At 55.0% G+C, this 16,713-nt stretch carries 14 protein-coding genes; 6 read left to right on the forward strand and 8 right to left on the reverse strand.

The genetic code is table 11. The annotated features are described in order from the left end of the window. Positions 1 to 639 precede the first annotated feature (639 nt). A complete protein-coding gene (locus tag HEQ34_RS11670) occupies positions 640 to 1,899 on the reverse strand; it encodes a TetR family transcriptional regulator (protein WP_296200603.1) in 1,260 nt (419 codons plus the stop codon). A gap of 160 nt (positions 1,900 to 2,059) precedes the next feature. On the opposite strand from HEQ34_RS11670, the gene HEQ34_RS11675 reads away from it, so the two are divergent. Both HEQ34_RS11675 and HEQ34_RS11680 read left to right on the forward strand, forming a co-directional pair. Next, on the forward strand, positions 2,060 to 4,330 hold the full coding sequence (locus HEQ34_RS11675) for a TonB-dependent receptor (RefSeq protein WP_296200606.1): 2,271 nt from the start codon (positions 2,060 to 2,062) through the stop codon (positions 4,328 to 4,330). 11 nt (positions 4,331 to 4,341) lie between these two features. Next, entirely contained in the window at positions 4,342 to 5,448 is a 1,107-nt protein-coding gene (locus HEQ34_RS11680) for a serine hydrolase domain-containing protein (RefSeq protein WP_296200609.1), read from the forward strand. A 416-nt stretch (positions 5,449 to 5,864) separates the two neighbouring features. Here the strand turns inward: HEQ34_RS11680 and HEQ34_RS11685 are convergent, their stop codons facing one another. After that, positions 5,865 to 7,082 carry an MFS transporter gene (locus HEQ34_RS11685; protein WP_296200611.1) on the reverse strand — a complete coding sequence of 406 codons (1,218 nt, stop codon included), beginning with the start codon at positions 7,080 to 7,082 and terminating at the stop codon, positions 5,865 to 5,867. After that, positions 7,079 to 8,056 carry an ester cyclase gene (locus HEQ34_RS11690; protein WP_296200614.1) on the reverse strand — a complete coding sequence of 326 codons (978 nt, stop codon included), beginning with the start codon at positions 8,054 to 8,056 and terminating at the stop codon, positions 7,079 to 7,081. The genes HEQ34_RS11685 and HEQ34_RS11690 overlap by 4 nt, the downstream gene beginning before the upstream one ends. A 109-nt stretch (positions 8,057 to 8,165) precedes the next feature. Between HEQ34_RS11690 and HEQ34_RS11695 the strand changes: the two genes are divergently transcribed. The 3 genes from HEQ34_RS11695 to HEQ34_RS11705 are packed head-to-tail and all read left to right on the forward strand — an operon-like array spanning position 8,166 to position 10,899. Then, positions 8,166 to 9,122 carry a cupin domain-containing protein gene (locus HEQ34_RS11695; RefSeq protein ID WP_296200617.1) on the forward strand — a complete coding sequence of 319 codons (957 nt, stop codon included), beginning with the start codon at positions 8,166 to 8,168 and terminating at the stop codon, positions 9,120 to 9,122. After that, entirely contained in the window at positions 9,119 to 10,186 is a 1,068-nt protein-coding gene (locus HEQ34_RS11700) for an ester cyclase (protein ID WP_296200619.1), read from the forward strand. Before HEQ34_RS11695 ends, HEQ34_RS11700 begins: the two co-directional genes overlap by 4 nt. After that, positions 10,183 to 10,899 (forward strand): hypothetical protein, encoded by a 717-nt coding sequence (locus tag HEQ34_RS11705; RefSeq protein ID WP_296200622.1) that lies wholly within the window; start codon positions 10,183 to 10,185, stop codon positions 10,897 to 10,899. The genes HEQ34_RS11700 and HEQ34_RS11705 overlap by 4 nt, the downstream gene beginning before the upstream one ends. Here HEQ34_RS11705 and HEQ34_RS11710 read toward each other — a convergent pair. From HEQ34_RS11710 to hisD, 5 genes are read right to left on the reverse strand one after another with little or no spacing between them, the layout of a single operon-like run. Further along, complete coding sequence (locus HEQ34_RS11710; protein ID WP_296200625.1) at positions 10,896 to 11,645, reverse strand: aldolase/citrate lyase family protein; 750 nt, start codon at positions 11,643 to 11,645, stop codon at positions 10,896 to 10,898. The genes HEQ34_RS11705 and HEQ34_RS11710 overlap by 4 nt on opposite strands. Then, complete coding sequence (locus HEQ34_RS11715) at positions 11,642 to 12,778, reverse strand: cobalamin-independent methionine synthase II family protein (protein ID WP_296200627.1); 1,137 nt, start codon at positions 12,776 to 12,778, stop codon at positions 11,642 to 11,644. The genes HEQ34_RS11710 and HEQ34_RS11715 overlap by 4 nt, the downstream gene beginning before the upstream one ends. Beyond that, complete coding sequence (locus HEQ34_RS11720; RefSeq protein ID WP_296200630.1) at positions 12,778 to 13,488, reverse strand: alpha/beta hydrolase; 711 nt, start codon at positions 13,486 to 13,488, stop codon at positions 12,778 to 12,780. Before HEQ34_RS11720 ends, HEQ34_RS11715 begins: the two co-directional genes overlap by 1 nt. Next, positions 13,488 to 14,513, reverse strand: coding sequence for a LacI family DNA-binding transcriptional regulator (locus HEQ34_RS11725; RefSeq protein ID WP_296200633.1), 1,026 nt, complete (start codon positions 14,511 to 14,513; stop codon positions 13,488 to 13,490). Before HEQ34_RS11725 ends, HEQ34_RS11720 begins: the two co-directional genes overlap by 1 nt. Beyond that, on the reverse strand, positions 14,491 to 15,780 hold the full coding sequence (hisD, locus tag HEQ34_RS11730) for a histidinol dehydrogenase (protein ID WP_296200637.1): 1,290 nt from the start codon (positions 15,778 to 15,780) through the stop codon (positions 14,491 to 14,493). Before hisD ends, HEQ34_RS11725 begins: the two co-directional genes overlap by 23 nt. An 80-nt stretch (positions 15,781 to 15,860) precedes the next feature. Here hisD and HEQ34_RS11735 point away from each other — a divergent pair, with 80 nt between their 5' ends. Further along, positions 15,861 to 16,613, forward strand: coding sequence for an SDR family oxidoreductase (locus tag HEQ34_RS11735; protein WP_296200642.1), 753 nt, complete (start codon positions 15,861 to 15,863; stop codon positions 16,611 to 16,613). The last annotated feature ends 100 nt before the right edge of the window (positions 16,614 to 16,713 follow it).

Here is a 16,713-nt window from a genome sequence, read left to right on the forward strand (position 1 = left end):
TCTTAATCTTCTCCTCCGCGCCATATTGCTTGCGCGTGGCATGGCGAATGTCTTTTACAACCGCTCGCGCTAACATTGCAGCCTTTCATTGCTCCGAACTTAATCTTCAAAAGCGGCCTTTCGTTCAGCAGGTTCACGGAACGGATAAATGGCCGGTTTCAGGGCGGTCCACCACCAGCCTGTTCGGCTAGAATTGGGTGGACAGCGGACGGGCAGCTTTTAGGAGGGTGAGGCCAATAGCAGCCATTGATAGAGATTGGGCGACGACAGCTTCGCGCCCAATTGAAGACATCCCAGCGTGCTTGCTGAAAGCGCGAAAGCAGGCACAGTTTTAGAAAAGACCAGGTTACCGGAAGTGGGAGGATTTGTGACGGTTCGCTCTTGGTTGAAAACTGGAGCTAGGCCGCAGCTGCTAGCGTCGTCGCATTAAAAAAGTTAGCGTTCCCGACACGGCACTGTCTTTCTTAGGCTGCTGGACGACCGGAGATGCAGCAGAAGAAGAAAATTGTTGGATTGTAAGCTCTCGAAGAGCAGGTGGCTGGGATGCCATCCTGACAATGCTGGTCGATCTAAGTCTAGCCTACACCTGTGAATAAACTATCCAACGCACCAGTGCTGGGGCTGTGTTGTCGAATGTAGTCATCTTTTTGCAACGCCAAAAGCCAGAAGGTCGCACAGCTGGTCGGCAATTTCTGGCGGCGAGAGGGGATAACTTTCAGGCAACCATTTGGGTAACCATAGAAAGGCTCCGGCGCTTGCTTCCGCAATCATGGCGGCATCACAGTGGCGGCAGCTCCCATCATTTACCCCAGCCTGAAGCATGGCGTTCGACCGCTTCCACAAACCGCTTGCTGCAGCAATAAATCGGTTGCGTTGCGCTTCAGGCAGCGCCCAGAGGCCTGGCTGGAGCATCAGCGGTGGAGCTGCACTTGCCTGCGCCTGGGAGTTGAGATGCATCACGGCCATTGACCGTTCGAAGCCATTGGTGCCTTGTGCGATCGCGGCGTCCATGAAGATGTCGTAGAGTTCAAACGCGCGTTCATAACATCGCAGAATCAGGTCAGTCTTGTCGTCAAAGTAATGATAGACCGCTCCCTTGGTAACGCCGACACCTGCGCCGATTTCGTCGAGCGAGGCGCCGTCCAGCCCGCGTCGGTTGAACAAGCGTGAGGCCGCGCCAATCAGCTGTAGCATCTTTTGCTGGCTCGCCTGTATTCTATCGAACGGGTTTACCGGCTGCGTGATAAGTTGCGCGGCGTCCAGGGAATTTGTGAAGCGATCTTCGCGGTTGGCAGCGATACCGTGGAAAAACAGGTCTGCAATTGCAGCGCTAGCCCTTCGTCGAAAGCCGCGGCCGTCCCGTTGGCCGAGCCACATAGCGGACAACTGCGACCAATTAATCATACCTAGCAGCGCCTGTGCGGCGATTTCACTCTGCACGGCACGGATCTGACCGGTTTCTATGCCATCGTTGATCAGCGCCTGTAGTGTTTCGACATTGCGGCGGTTTAGTTCGCCGATCATGCTGCGCTGCGGCTCGGGCAGAAAATCTTGATCACTTAGCACCGCCAAGGGATGGCGGCTGTGGGTTAGTGTGCGCGCTATATAGTGCTCTATCCGTTCGCGAATGTTGCTGCCTTGTTCGATGGCTATAGCGAGGTCTTCAGTGTGGGTCTCGCACGTGCGCAAATAGCAGCGAAACGCGAGGTCGGCACGGTCGCTCACATAGTAATAAAGCGTGTTGCGGGAGAGGCCGGCGGCCTCTGCAATCGCGTTAAGGCTCACCGCGCCGGCGCCGCGCATGTTGATTTGCCGCGTCGCCTCATCAAGCAAGGCTTCGCGCTTGACCGCGCGTTTAGGGCGGGAAGCCGTGGCCCGAGAAGTCGGTTTGATTGCCATCCCTTCTGGTTACTCGACTAGTTCGAAAATGGCCATAGTTTAGACGTATAAATTTACGAACATACTTTATCGTCTAAAAAACTTGCCAGTGCGAAGTCGTTATGCTGTTAAGACAACATACTTTATCGTCGAAAAAATAGCTTAAAGGGAGGTTTGTCTAATGGCTAAACTAAAAAAACACGTTTCGTTACTGTCACTTACGGCCTTGACGGCGCTTGCCCTGCCTCTAGCTACACCGGCGCATGCGCAAGACGATTCGGCGTCAGTTCCCACTCCGAAAAGCGATGAGGCTGCCAACGACGAAATCGTCGTCACAGCGCAAAAGCGCGAGCAGCGGCTCAGCGACGTACCCATAACAATCAGCGTTGCTGACGCCGATGCGATAAAGGAGCGCAGGATCGAGGCTGTGACTGACCTCGTCGTCTTTACACCCAACGTATCGGTGAAGGAAAATATACCCGGGTTGGTGCCAGTGATCACCATTCGAGGTGTTGGCCTCAATGATTTCAGCGCTACCAACAATCCAAGCGCGGGCGTGTACGTCGACGAAGTCTCCCTGAGCTCGCTTGCGTTGATGAATTTCGATTTTTTCGATCTGGAGCGGATGGAGGTGCTGAAAGGACCTCAGGGAACGCTTTACGGTCGCAACTCAACTGCAGGTGCGCTCAGTATCGTTACTGCCAAGCCGGACTTCAATGGCTTTTCGGGCCGGGTAGCCGGGTCGATCGGCAATTATCAGGCAAAGGATATCGAAGCGTGGCTGAACCTGCCCGCAAGCGACACACTCGCTTTTCGCGTCGCCGCAAAGGGGATTTTTCAGGACAAGGGCTATTGGTTAAACCAGCGGCTGAAAAGAGATATCGGACGGCGCGAAGTGTTTTTGGGCAGAGCGCAGGCACTTTGGGAGCCTTCGGAAACGGTTGACTTGCTATTGAAGGCGGAAATTCAGCGTGGGCGTTCGGAGCTTGGCTCACCCGAATTTTTTGGTGCTTTCCAGACAGTCCCGCCGACTGCCGGGCTGACTTGCCCGGGTTCGCAGGGCTGCACCGACTTTTTCGGCTATCGCGATACCGACGGTAATCCGTTTAGCGGCAATTGGTCGGTGCGCCCCGACTATGATGTGGATCAGCTCAGCCTGTCGGCGCGGCTAAATGCTGACTTGGGAATCGCCACGCTCGCTTCGGTCACCGGTTTGGTCAAATTTGATCGGCAATGGGGTGTGGATGTTGATGCTACCCCACTGCGCCAGACCGATTTTTACACTGACGATCGGGTGAAGCAATTTTCACAGGAAGTGCGGATGGCGAATGCGACCGATCTGGTCGACTGGCTCGTGGGCGGCTTTTATTCACGTGACAGGGTTCAGACCAGCTATGACGGCGATTTGCAAGAGCTGTTCAATACCAAGAGCTTCTCCTACGCCAATCAGCTCACTAAATCAGCGGCGCTGTTCGCCAATGGCGAATGGCATTTGGTCAATAATGTCGATCTGATTACCGGAATCCGTTACACGTCGGAGAAGCGCAGCAATGTAGGCGGCACCAGCGATCTGGTCGCGCTAGCCCCCGGCAGCGCGCTGACCAACGCACCGTTCGGCAGCCGGCCCATTCCGCTCGCCAGTGTCAACGGAAGGATTTCGGACAAGAATTGGTCGTGGAAGCTCGGACTCAACTGGAAGCCATCCTCATCGACGCTAATCTACGCCAGTGCCTCGCAGGGCGTCAAAAGCGGTGGCTTCTTTGCGGGTGTAGCCACAAATTCGGCGCAGCTGATCCCCTACCGCCCCGAAAAGCTGATTGCTTATGAGGTCGGTATCAAGGGCCGCGCCAGTGGTGCGGGGCTGAGCTATTCTGCCAGCGGTTTCTACTATGATTACAACGATATCCAGACTTTCATCCGCGACGTCGTTGGCGCGCTGCCGATCCAGCGGCTTGGCAATGTCGACAAAGCGAAGATTTACGGTCTCGATACCGATGTGACGCTGAATCCGACGGCACTAGATGGGCTGACGCTGACCGCTGGGGTTGGCTTGCTGCACACTCGGCTTGGCAGCTTCACCTCCTCGGGCGGGGCAGTGCCTGCAGGCAACCGCCTCTCCGACGCGCCAAAGCTCAGCTTCAGCGGAAGTGCGGCATATCAGTTCACGCTCGGCGGAGACATCGATGCGCGGTTATCGATCGACGGGCGCTATCAGTCGCAGACCTTTAAGGACGCGCTCAATGATCCGCTGATTGCATCCGACGCATTTTGGGTGTGGAATGGGCGGCTGTCGGTGCTGCGCGAGGACGATTGGGACGTCTCACTCTGGGCGAAGAATATCGGTGACAAACGCTATGTAACGCAAGGATTGAACCAGCTTGTCCTCGGCACCGGCAACCGCGTTTATGGGGCACCGCGAATCTGGGGTGTCAGCGTTTCGAAAAACTTCTAAAGGTCCAAAGCATGGACAGCCCAATCATCATCCACGGCCATTTTTCGCCGCACTACCAAGCGCTTTACGATGCATTCACCGCCAACTTTATAGAACGCGGCGATGTAGGCGCAGCGGCTGCGCTAGTGGTGGATGGAGAGCTTGTCGTCGATCTGTGGGCCGGAACAGTCGCACCGGGCGAGGCACCTCCATGGCAGGTGGATACGCTGGCCAACATCTGGTCTACAACCAAGGGCATTACCGCTATCTGCTTCGCGATGCTCGCGAGCCGGGGGCAGATAGATTATGAGCGGGCCGTGGCTGAATATTGGCCTGAATTTGCGGCAAATGGCAAAGGCGTGGTAACGGTCGCGCAATTGCTTTCGCACCAGGCCGGCCTTTGTGGCTTCCGCCGACCGGCGCGCGTTGAAGATTTCTACGACGCGCATAAGGCAGCCAAGGAGCTGGCGGCTATGGAGCCATTCTGGCAGCCGGGAAGCAACGCCGGCTACCACGCCATCACCATTGGGCTCCTCGCAACTGCGCTGTTCGAAAAGGTGGAGGGTCGTTCGCTAAGGCAGTTTGTCGCCGACGAGTTGGCCGACTATGACATCAGCATTGGCTTGCCAGCCATACGTGCACACCGAGCTGCCACGATGATCGCGCCGCCGCACATGGGTAATGAAGCGTTGATGACCGAACTGACCCAGCCGCAAATGGCGGCACTCGCAAACCCACCGCTCGATCCGCTGCTACCTAACGATCCAGCTTGGCGCGCAGCGGAGATCCCATCTGCAAACGGATTTGCCACCGCACGCGGGCTGGCGCAGCTCTACGGCGAATTGGCGCGCGGTGGCGGTAATCTGGTATCGCCCGATGTGCTCAGAACAGCAACGCAGGTTAGATACGATGCCCTCGACGCCGTGCTTGGCGTGCCGGCTCGTTGGGCTGCAGGGTTCCTGCGCAACGTAAGCAGTATCTACGGCGAAAGTGAAGCCGCCTACGGCCATGGAGGCTGGGGCGGCTCCTTCGCCTTCGCTGATCCGGATCGGCGGCTCGGCTTCGCTTATATCATGAACCGAATGGGGACCGATCTTATCGGCGATCCGCGCAATATAGCGTTGATTGCGAGCATCTAGCTAAAGCGCCCTTTCCGCCTATTTCTTGCCGTTGCGCTTTGCGCCCAATTGCAGTCACTCAAGGCCGTGTCAGAACCTGCTGAATGCGGACGTTGATTGTGCCCTGCAATTGGCAGCAATATTGGACAATCTGGACTGTCCGTTTAGCAACTGCGTTCATCGTAAGCGGCACTTCGTTAATGCACAGGGAGCCAGCAATTTCTCACCCGCGGGCTGGCATTTAACACCAAGCCATTCATGAGAAGAACACTTGCTTTTGCCAATGTACAGACCTGCGTCAATACTTTTTAGCAAATAATGGAGCAGCCTGGAATCTGGTCGGGCTCATGACCAGAGGGGCGATCGTCAGGATTTAGCGACGGGCGGTACGGTAAACATCTTTACCAAACTTAGAGCAGATCCAGTTGATCGCTAGACTACCTCCGCCCCGCCACCGTTTCAGGCATGCGCAACCAAATAAATGCCGCTGCCAGAAAGCTGATCGAAGCCAGGCTCATTACGGGTGCGCGACCGAACGCCTCTGCCAGTGGCGCAGTAATTAGCGGGGCGGTCATGCTGATTACACGGCCCCAGTTGAAAATCGATGCGGCAGTTGACCGCAAATGCGGCGGGTATAGCTCTGACAGCCATGGTCCCCAGATCGCGCTGCACGACAACATCACACCATAGGTAAAGCCTGTTAGCTCAAGCAGACCAATAGGCATCGGTATGAACAAATAAACAGGGATAATTACCGCTGCGGCAACAAACCCCCAAGCAGCGTTGCGACGACCGAAACGGTCGCTGATGAAGCCCCAGACGAGGCCACCAATTGCTGCCCCAATAAACTGCCAGCCCAGCACATCCCCAACGACCGTATCAGGAATGGCGCGGTCTTCCTTAAGATAGGTTGTCGCCCAGCCAGTGAATGCCTGATACGCAAAAAAATTCAATCCCGTCATTGTTGCCAACAAGATTGTTTGTTTGGCTACGCCGGGTTTGAATAATTCGGTGATCGGCAATTTCGATTTTGCCATCGCTTCGTCGTTGCTGGCCCCGTCCATCGGAATGAAGCGGCGGTCATCGGGGATAAGCAGAAACGCAAACAACGCTATTGCAACGGGTATGCCGCCAGCCCAGAGCAATATCTTCCAGTCGTAGCCAGCCTTAAACGCCGCTGCGGACATAAAGCCCAAAGCAGCAACAGCCAGATTATAGGTTCCCAAAACAAACCCAGCGATCACGCCGCGGACATCGCGCTCAAACAGTCCAGAATAAATGCCAACGGCGATTGGAAACATTGCCCCCATGAAGAACCCGAGCCCGATCCGCTGGATCATCAATCCGGTGTAATCCGTGATCACCAGCGCGCCGAGGAGACCAAGACCGTAACCGGTCATTGTAATCACCAACGCATTGCGCCTACCAATCTTGTCAGCGACTTGCCCCATGACAACGGCACCAATGATCGCCCCTATGGACTGCAGGGTGTAAGCCGACCCCGCTTGGAAATCGGTAAGGCTAAGGCTTTCCTTGATATAAGGTCGGAGGATATCGACCGTGTTCCAGGACCAAGCATAGAAGAAATACGCGACCAGCAAAAATGTGAGCGCACCAAATCGTCGCCCTTGCGTGAATTGCTGTGCGCTGATCATTTTGTTTCCCTCTTGTGGTCTGGCAGCAAATCAATGCCGAACTGGCTGATCAAGTCGACCATATCGATGAACACCCAATTTTCGACGAGCATATTATCCTCACGTCGCCAGAAATCCATGATCCGCTGCGTAATGCGTTTTCCGGTTGCCGGAATCCCGATCCAGTCATCACCGAAATGGGTGGCATTCAGGCTTGGCCAGCCGGTTGAAGCCACATAAGTGCCTTCACCTATCCGGCATTTATGATTGCCGCCGATTCGGTCAGGAAAGGCTGTGAGGAATGGCCCCTGATGTGCGCGCTCATAGTCGGCGTGACCGCGCGCACTGCCTATACCGCCGGGGCCATACCACTGGAATTGAGGCGTCCAAAAACGCTTCATTCCCATGCTAGAAAGCGATTTTTGGTCATAGGACATTAGTCCCGCGATCATGTCCTCGACCAATTTCAGGCTTTTGCCCGACTCCATTGGATCGGCGGCATTGAGTGCCAGGCCATCTTGTGTTGCCGGTGCTGGAGACCAGCTTTCACCCAGCTGCGGACGCAGTGGCCATTGATTGGTCTCAATCATCAGTCGCGTCAGATCGAGCAACACATAGCTTTCAACAACATGATCGCCTGCAACCCTGTCAAACCAACCATAACGTATGAAATGAGGTCGCCCACTAGCCTTGAGGCCGTAAAGGTCATTTTCGAAGTGCCCCACCAGATACCCGGTTGAGGCAAACCAATCACCATCTTTGAATTGACCGCTCATCAATATGTCGGTGCGTCGTTCGAGATCGGGGAATGCATGCACCAAGGGTTGCCAGAACCGCTCGACTATTGCTTCCCTGCCGGCGCAATGGTCGACAGGCGCGCCTGCGTTGAAATTGCAATCCTTTGCGTATAGCAAATCTAACAGCGCACCATGGCTTTTACCCAAGTCGCGGTGGCCAGAAATCAGCTGCCAGTAACCCGCTTTATCAAGTGTCATTTTGATCTCCTCATTTGACACCAATATTGACTTCGAATGCAATCCCCGTAAACCGTTATTTGTGAGGCATTTTGAATTGCCTAAAAAATGAGGGAAATGCAGGAACTTCATGGCCAAATCTATCGCCAATATTGATGACTTAACGTGCGATGCACTCACAAATCGCATGGTCCGCTACGCAGACATGATTCCCTGTTACAACGCCTTTATCGATTGCCGGACGCCTGGCTCCGAGGCTAAAGAAAATTTTACGATTATAGGCCCTGGTGTCTCAGAAAACCCCGGACAGCATGTTCATATCGCTGAACCTCATGGCTATAATATCGGCGGAGCACGCCAACCACCGGGCTGTGTAAATTCCCAGCACAGCCACGATACCGCTGAAGTATTTGTCGTCCACAGCGGCCATTGGCGGTTTGACCTTGGTGAGCATGGCGACGATGCGCAGGTCGACCTGCATCCCGGCGATGTTATTTCCATTCCAACGCGCGTTTTTCGCGGCTTTACCGCGACGGATCGTGCTGAGGATGGCAGTCCTGGATTTCTATGGGCGGTTCTTGGCCAAGACAATCCTGGCCGTGTGACATGGGCTCCACAGGTGTTCGACATGGCAAGAGATTACGGGCTTGTTTTGCTCGAAAATGGATCGCTGGTCGACACTGCGGCGGGGGAAACTGTTCCCACAGATGTCCCGCCAATGGCCCCAACATCCCGCGCCGCCGCCGATGCTTTGAGCAAAATGGATTTGACCCAGGCGCAGGCAATTGTTTGGCGAAATGCGACCTCCGATGGCACATCGGCAACCCCGATCATTGGCGAAGACGGTCCGCTTAATTGGGATCACGGCTTTATGCTTGACCGCATCGATATTGCGCCCGGTGAGGCGATTGATTGGGACGACGCAGATGACAAAGATGTGCTCTTCATTCACCGGGGTAGTGTTGATGTTGAATGCGACGATGGCTTTGTGACGTTGGGCGAGGGCGATACGATTAGCCTGCCAGTTGGATTACCACGCCGCTTGCTCGCCGATGCAGGCGCAACTGCGTATCTGGTTTACCGATGACCGCGATGGCCAATGGAGCCGTTCCAAACGTCGGAGGCCGCGATATATCGCAAATCTTGGCTTCGCAGGGTGCTGCGCGGCAAGATATCCCCGGCTTTGATCCTGAATATGCCGACATCGTCGACTATATCCTGCGCTGCACACACCGTATCTGGGAGCAAAAGGATGTCGGCCTGATCGCGACGCATTATGGCAGCGATATAGTGGTGCATATGATGACAGGGCCCGCAATTGGAATGGACGGCGTGATCGCGGGAACATCTCGCACATTGTCTGCCTTCCCTGACCGGACATTAACCGGTGAGGCCGTGATTTGGTCTAATGAAGGAAATGGAGCGTATCTATCGTCCCACCGCATCACTAGCACGGCCACCAATCTCGGTACGTCCGAACTTGGCCCCGCGACTGGCAAACGGATTACGTTTACGACCATTGCGGATTGCCTTTGCAAAGAAAACTTGATCATCGAGGAATGGCTGGTTCGTGATTATAGCCATATGGCACTTCAGCTTGGTTTCCATCCGCGTGAAGTCGCGCGCACTCATGCCGCCGCTGACAAAGTCATGGGCGGTCGCGCAGAGTGGCGCTTAGCAGCGATGGCGCGTATGCAGGACGCACCACTTAGCACCTTCACCAACAAAGCCCTGCCCAATCCGCAGAGCGACCCGCATGATTTTGCGCACGCCTTTTTTGATCAGATCATCGCCCAACGCCGATTTGGCCGCGTGCGAGAGGCCTATTCTCCTGCTGCGCATTGGAGCGGCCCAGGTGGGCGCAGACTGTTCGGCTGGGGAGAGATTACGGGATGGTTCACTGCACTGATCGGCAGTTTCGGCGATGCACGGATGTCTATCCAGCATGTTGCAGCCATTGACGATATGATCGCCGTCCGCTGGGAACTGACCGGCACACATGATGGCGGCGCGCTTTATGGCGCGGCTACGGGCGAGCCGATCTATATCCTCGCGGTCACGCATTGGCGAATTGCGCACGGCTTAATTATCGACGACGTGACGGTGTTCGATGAAGTTGCCCTGATGCGTCAGATGGAGGGTGGGCTTTGAGTGCCTTAGCTACCCTTGAAATCGCGCTGCGCCGCGACCGGGCCTATGCGCGCCTCGCCGATAGCCACGTTCACCGCGCCACCCGCGAAGATAGCCTTGGTATCATCAAAGGCCGCGACGCCATCACCGCTGCTTGGGTAAGTGAAGACGCCGCCGATATCACGATCACCACAGATTTGGGTGAGATGATCGCTTACAAGGTCAAAGGCCTAAAACATAGCTGGCATGGTCATCGTTGGGTTTGGCGCGAAGAAGGCCTTGTCATGCGCGAAGTCGTGATCGAAGACCGCGGAGAGGCAAAAACCGCACCGCACGTTCATCCACCCCTTGGCGAACTGCGCAGCGGACAAGGTCAATATGACGCTGGCGATAAAGCCATCCTCCCCCTCGGCTTTCCAGAAAGCGCCCGCGTCATTGCAGATTGGTTACATCGGGCATGGAACGGCCGCGCTTTTAATCTCTATGACCAGGCATGGCTTCCTGCGCTTATCCGAGCACTACCAGACGCGACTTTCCATTTTGAACATGCGATTGTTGGGGAGCAGCAAACAGCTATTCTTTGGCGTGTGCATGGTCATCATGCCAGCGGGAGGCGTGTCCGGTTAATTGGCAGCAGTGTGTTTACCGGCAACGCCGACGAGACTGTGATCGATCACGCCGCTATGGTATCGCAGTTGGCAGGTGAGGTGATTGATTACGGGGCTCTACCTTAAGCCTTAACCGCTTCCGCCAGTTTTGCTGCGCCTTGCAATAGGAAGTCGTGATCTGATCCGAGTATGAACAGGCTCGCGCCCTTTTCGCGCCACATGCCGACATCGCCAACGCGGCCAAGGAACATGCCGGTGGCGCGGCTTGCCGCTTTGCCCGCCGTAACGATGCGGTCGACGGCATCCACTACAACTGCGTCGTCGGGGGTTTCTGCGTTGTAAGCGATGGTTAGGTCTGCGCGGCCAATGAAGAGTGCATCAATGCCAGAAACAGCGGCGATAGCGTCGATATTCTCGACGCCTTCTACATCTTCGATTTGGACGATGATGGTCACGCTGGCTGCATCCGCGCGGTGCTTGGCCATACCCTTCGTCGTATAACCAGCTGCGCGCGAACTCCCCGCATAGCCTCGTCCGCCGCTTATATAATGGCAGGCTTTAACGGCATCTTCGGCATCGGCGGCATTGCAAATATGCGGCAAAATCACGCCATCGGCTCCGCAATCAAGCGCATTGAGAATGTGTTCCTGGCTCGCCGATTGCGGACGGACCAGAACCGTCTTACCGCCTGCGCGCGCTGCCAATATGCAAAGGTCAAGCGCAGCGCGGTCAAATGGGGCGTGCTCGGCATCAAGCACAAGGCAATCGAGACTAGAGAAGCTCAATACTTCCACGACATGCGGATGCGGTGTTTTGATCCATGTGCCAGCAAGTAATTCGCCGGCGCGCAATTGGTCGCGGAAACTTATCATAATTTCTTACTCGCCAGATCGGCCCCTTCGGACAGTGTTCTAAGCTTTGCCCAAACGATATCCGGGTCGACGACGCCGAAACCGGCAAAAGTCGAAAAGCCGCAGTCGGTGCCTGCAATCACCCGCTCCCGCCCGATGATATTGACATAGCGCTCAATCCGCTCCGCGACAACGCGCGGATGCTCGATGAAATTTGTAGTGCTGTCGATCACACCTGGGATCAGGATTTTGTCATCAGGAATCATATCCGCCATCTCGACGAAATAGTTCCAATCGGCCTGATGGCGCGGGTTGGATGTTTCGAACAGAAGTGCTGCGGGTTTGGCCTTCATCAACGTTGGCAGGATTACGCCGAGTTCAACATCACAACAATGCGGCCCTTCATAATTGCCCCAACACACATGCATCCGTACCCTGTCAGCGGGCACGTTGCGTAGTGCATGGTTCAGTGCCTCAACATGGCCGCCGATAAGGGTGAGATATTCAGCATCGCTGCGATCTTTGTACATCATGTGGCGGCCCAAGCCTAAGTCCGGGCTATCAAGCTGCAGGTATAATCCGGCCGCTACAATTGCCTCATATTCGGGGCGCATCGCCTCTGCCAGTGCCTCCAGATAGGCGTCTTGGGAGGGATAATATTCATTGGGCTGGAACAGCGCGATTACGCCGGGCGATGCAGCGTTCATGAATCCGCCGCATGGCTTATGCGCTGCAACTGCTGCCAGCATATGCGACACATCCTCCTCAAGCGGAGCCATTGATTTGACGGCGATGGGCCCCACGCATTTTGGGCGGCGATAGGTTGGTGTGCCGCCGCCCTTAGATTGGCGCTCCAAGAAGCTCGGGAACATCTCAAGGTCTTTGGGTGCGCTGCGCGGGCTATCACCGTCAAAGCCGGTAATCCTGTCCTTGATATAGGTGGCGTAACTAATTTTCGACATTTCGCCGTCGGAGACGAGATCTATACCGCTGGCAACTTGACGCTTGACGGCATCATCTACAGCCGCCCCGATCACACTGGAAAATACGGCGACATCAATCGCCTCTCCGCGTTCCTGCGCAAATACAAGATCTGTAACAGCGGCAGATCGCGGTAGCGACCCTACATGCGTCGTGAGTATGCGGTCAGCCATCAGGCAAATTCCTTTTCGTTGATTGTCAGCCAATTTTCAATGGTCGCAGCAAAGGCCTTGGGCGCTTCGAGTGGCAGCATATGACCAGCACCGGAGATTTCCTTAAACTGGGATTTAGGTGTCAAATTTGCCCAGATTTGATGCCAAGCAGGCGGGCAGAGTGTGTCTTCTCCCCCGCATATATAGAGGACCGGCATATGAAGAGCGGCGATGGCGTCGCGCCGGTCTCCGCGCAGCCGCAGCGCCTCACTCTGGCGAACAAAAACATTGGCACCCAAGTCCATTCCCATGTCGCGCAGTAGGCGGAGAAGCGAATTATCTTTTCTGTTTTGCGCGGCAAGGTAATTAGGTTTCAATTCCTCAACCAATACTCGCTCGAGCCCGCCTGCGCGAACTTCGCTTTGCTGCGCAGGGCGATGTGCGGCACGTTCCGGCAAGTCAGCGGTAGCGTTGTAACCGGATAAGACGAGACCCACTATCCGCTCTGGCGCTTGCACTGCCATCTCGACGGCAACGATTGCGCCCATTGAAAAACCAACCGCTAACAATTGGCCGTCGGTTGCCGCCAGCGCCCGCTCGGCCATAGCCTCGATGCTGTCATCCTGCGTGAGGTCGGCGTCGATTGCACCCGAAAACGTAGCTCGCACTGCTTCTGTCCAAAGCCGCGCATCGCACATATTGCCCGGCAAAAGAACTGGTGTCGGCTGCATTACCCGAGCCTTGCGGAACTGCCGGTTAACAATTCGCCAGCAAACAAACGCTGTTCGGGCGATAGCCCTGGCTGCTCGATCCGTTCGAGCAACATTGCCACCGCAGCCTCAGTCATCCGACGAACCGGCTGGCGGATCGTTGTCACCTGATACGCAAGCCATGTTGCTGGGCCGACGCCGTCAAAGCCGACCACTGACAAATCTTGCGGCACTTCGATGCCGAAGTGAATCCGTGCGCTATCAATTGCACCGATCGCCATCAGGTCATTTGCACAAATCAACGCGTCCAACTTTCGGTCCGTGATGCGCATCAAATCTCTCAGTGCAGCATCGCCGCTGGCGTAATCAAAATTGCCGCGCACGATTTGGCAGTCCCGCCCTAATTGATGTAACCGTCGTCTTGCGGCTTCGACGCGTTCTTCGCCTACATAGCTATCGGCTGGACCTGAGATGATCCCAAAGACATGATGATCGCCTTCAACCAGCGCGTCGACCAAAGCATTTTCACCGCTTACGGAATCGCAGCAAACACTCGCGACAGGTTCGCCTTCGCCGATACGATTATACAGTATGACGGGTACCCCGCGATCAGCAAAGGCCGCAAGTTGTTGTGCATCAAGCCGTGCTGCAACAATTGCACCATCGACGCGGTAGCGCCAAACCTGATCAAGCACCTCGTCTACGTCTGATTCTGCGGCAAGTGAAAACAGAAGAACCCGAATACCTTGAGCTGACAAACGCTGCGTTAACTCAGCCAATACTTCAGGATAATACAGATTGGTCAGGTTTGAAATAATTATGGCTACAAGGTTTGAGCGGCGCGTGATCAGGCCCTGAGCAATAGCATTAGGGTAATAATTCAGCTCGCGCGCGGCGGCCAAAATCTTTTCCCTAGTACGCGGTGCGACAGATGCCCCCTGCTTGAAACAGCGAGATACTGCGGACTGCGACACTCCAGCTTGCCGCGCCACATCGTAAGACGTCGCGCGGCCGTTGTTGGCTTCAGGTTGTTTCTTTGCGGCCATAACGGCGAACCCTTATGTCGGCCTGCTCTTTGTGTCCCGCAAAGCCCTCAATCTTGCAGAGCCGCGAACAATATTCTCCAATCATAACACTCGCCTCATCAGTTAGCACCCTTTGATAGGTGCAAGTCTTAATGAACTTGCCTACCCAAAGCCCTCCCGTAAAGCGTGCATTTTTTTTGGTTGGCAAGGTATGGTTGGTACCGATAACTTTGTCACCGTAACTGACATTGGTTCGGTGGCCTAAAAACAACGCACCATAATTGTTCATATGGTGCAAAAAATAATCAGGGTCTTTGGTCATCACCTGAACGTGCTCAGACGCAATCTCATCCGCAATCTGGACCATTTCTTCGTAGCTGTCCGCAACGATCACCTGACCATAATCGGCCCACGCTTTCGATGCGATCGGCGCTGTTGGCAGGATTGTTAGTTGACGCTCGATTTCAGCCATTGTCTCGTGTGCGAGCTTTTCTGAATTGGTCAGCAATATCGCAGGAGAATTGGGGCCATGTTCAGCCTGCCCGAGTAGATCGGCCGCGCATAGCTCTCCGTCGACGGTTTCATCAGCAATCACCAATGTCTCTGTCGGCCCAGCAAGTAAATCAATACCGATGCGCCCAAATAGCTGACGCTTAGCCTCAGCAACATACGCGTTGCCTGGACCGACGATCATATCAACTGCTGCTATGCTTTGCGTACCAAGTGCCATTGCCGCCACGGCCTGAACGCCACCCACACAAAGGATCTCGTCAGCTCCTGCCATGTGCATGGCGACCACAATTGCTGGATTGGGCTTGCCTTCAAACGGAGGTGCAACTGAAATAATCCGCTGCACACCTGCTACCTTGGCAGTCACAACGCTCATGTGCGCAGACGCAACCAGCGGATATTTGCCACCCGGAACATAGCATCCGACACTATTCACCGGAAGGTTCTTGTGTCCTAAAATGACGCCTGGTAAAGTTTCGACCTCTACATCTTTTAGCGCATCACGCTGAATCTGTGCAAAGCCCCTTACTTGAGCTTGGGCAAAACGAATGTCTTCGATGGTTTGAGGTTCCAGCGCAGCATAAGCCATGTCAATGTCCGCTTGAGACAATTTGAAGTCGGCAGGCGCCCAATTATCGAATTTCTGCGACCAGTCGCGGACCGCGTCATCGCCGCGCTTCTTGATGTCAGCGATGATTTCTTCGACAATTTGACGAACCTGCGCATCGGCCTCCGCCGCAGCATCCTCAGTAATGCCGGTTTTTAGATAGCGGGCCATTTAATTCTCCTTCGACACTTTGAATCAGTTCAATTGTCCCTTACGCTATAGAAAATGACTTCGAATGCAAGGACGATAGAATGACGCAAAATGAAATCCCTGGCTGGGCGCAAGGCATTGCCCACAAACATGCAGTGGTTACCGGTGGCAGCAAAGGACTCGGTCGAGCGATTTGCATCGCATTGGCGGAAGCTGGAGCGAGCGTCACAGCGGTAGCGAGGGATGCGGTTGCCTTAGAGGATCTTGCGAAAGAGTATCCAAGCATAGAGATGTGGCAGGCAGACGTGAATGACCCTGCATTTGGGATCGAACTGTCACAGCGCCGCGTGGATATTTTTGTGAACAATGCGGGCACCAACCACCCGATGCCTATGGTCGACGTACCAGTTGCTGTTCTTGACCAAATGCTTAATCTCAACGTGCGCGCCGCCTATTTAGGGGCGCAAGGGGCCGCGCGCGCTATGGTGGAAGGGGCATCCGGCGGGGTTATCATCAATATAACCAGCCAGATGGGGCATGTTGGTTCGCCGGGGCGGACAGTCTATTGCATGACTAAACATGCGCTGGAGGGTCTTACAAAAGCGATGGCGGTAGAGCTTGCGTCGCACAATATCCGCGTAAATTCCGTTGCGCCGACTTTTATCGAGACGCCGATGACCGCGCCAATGCTTGCAAAGCCTGAGTTTCGTTCCTTTGTCGATACGATGATACCGCTCGGCCGGATTGGAAAGCCAGAAGATGTTGCCGCGGCAGTTCTCTATCTAGTATCGCCTGCCGCCAGCATGGTTACGGGTACGAGCCTGCTTGTCGATGGAGGTTGGACAGCCCAGTAAGCTTGTCTAGTTCATCTCGTAAATGTGACGTTTTTGCATCGTGAAGTAGCTCATTGCATTCGAAGTCATTTTTCGCTTGCATTCGCAGTCTTTTTGCAGT

Source organism: Sphingorhabdus sp. (genome assembly GCF_023910635.1).
In the GTDB taxonomy this organism is placed as follows: Bacteria; Pseudomonadota; Alphaproteobacteria; order Sphingomonadales; family Sphingomonadaceae; genus Sphingorhabdus_B.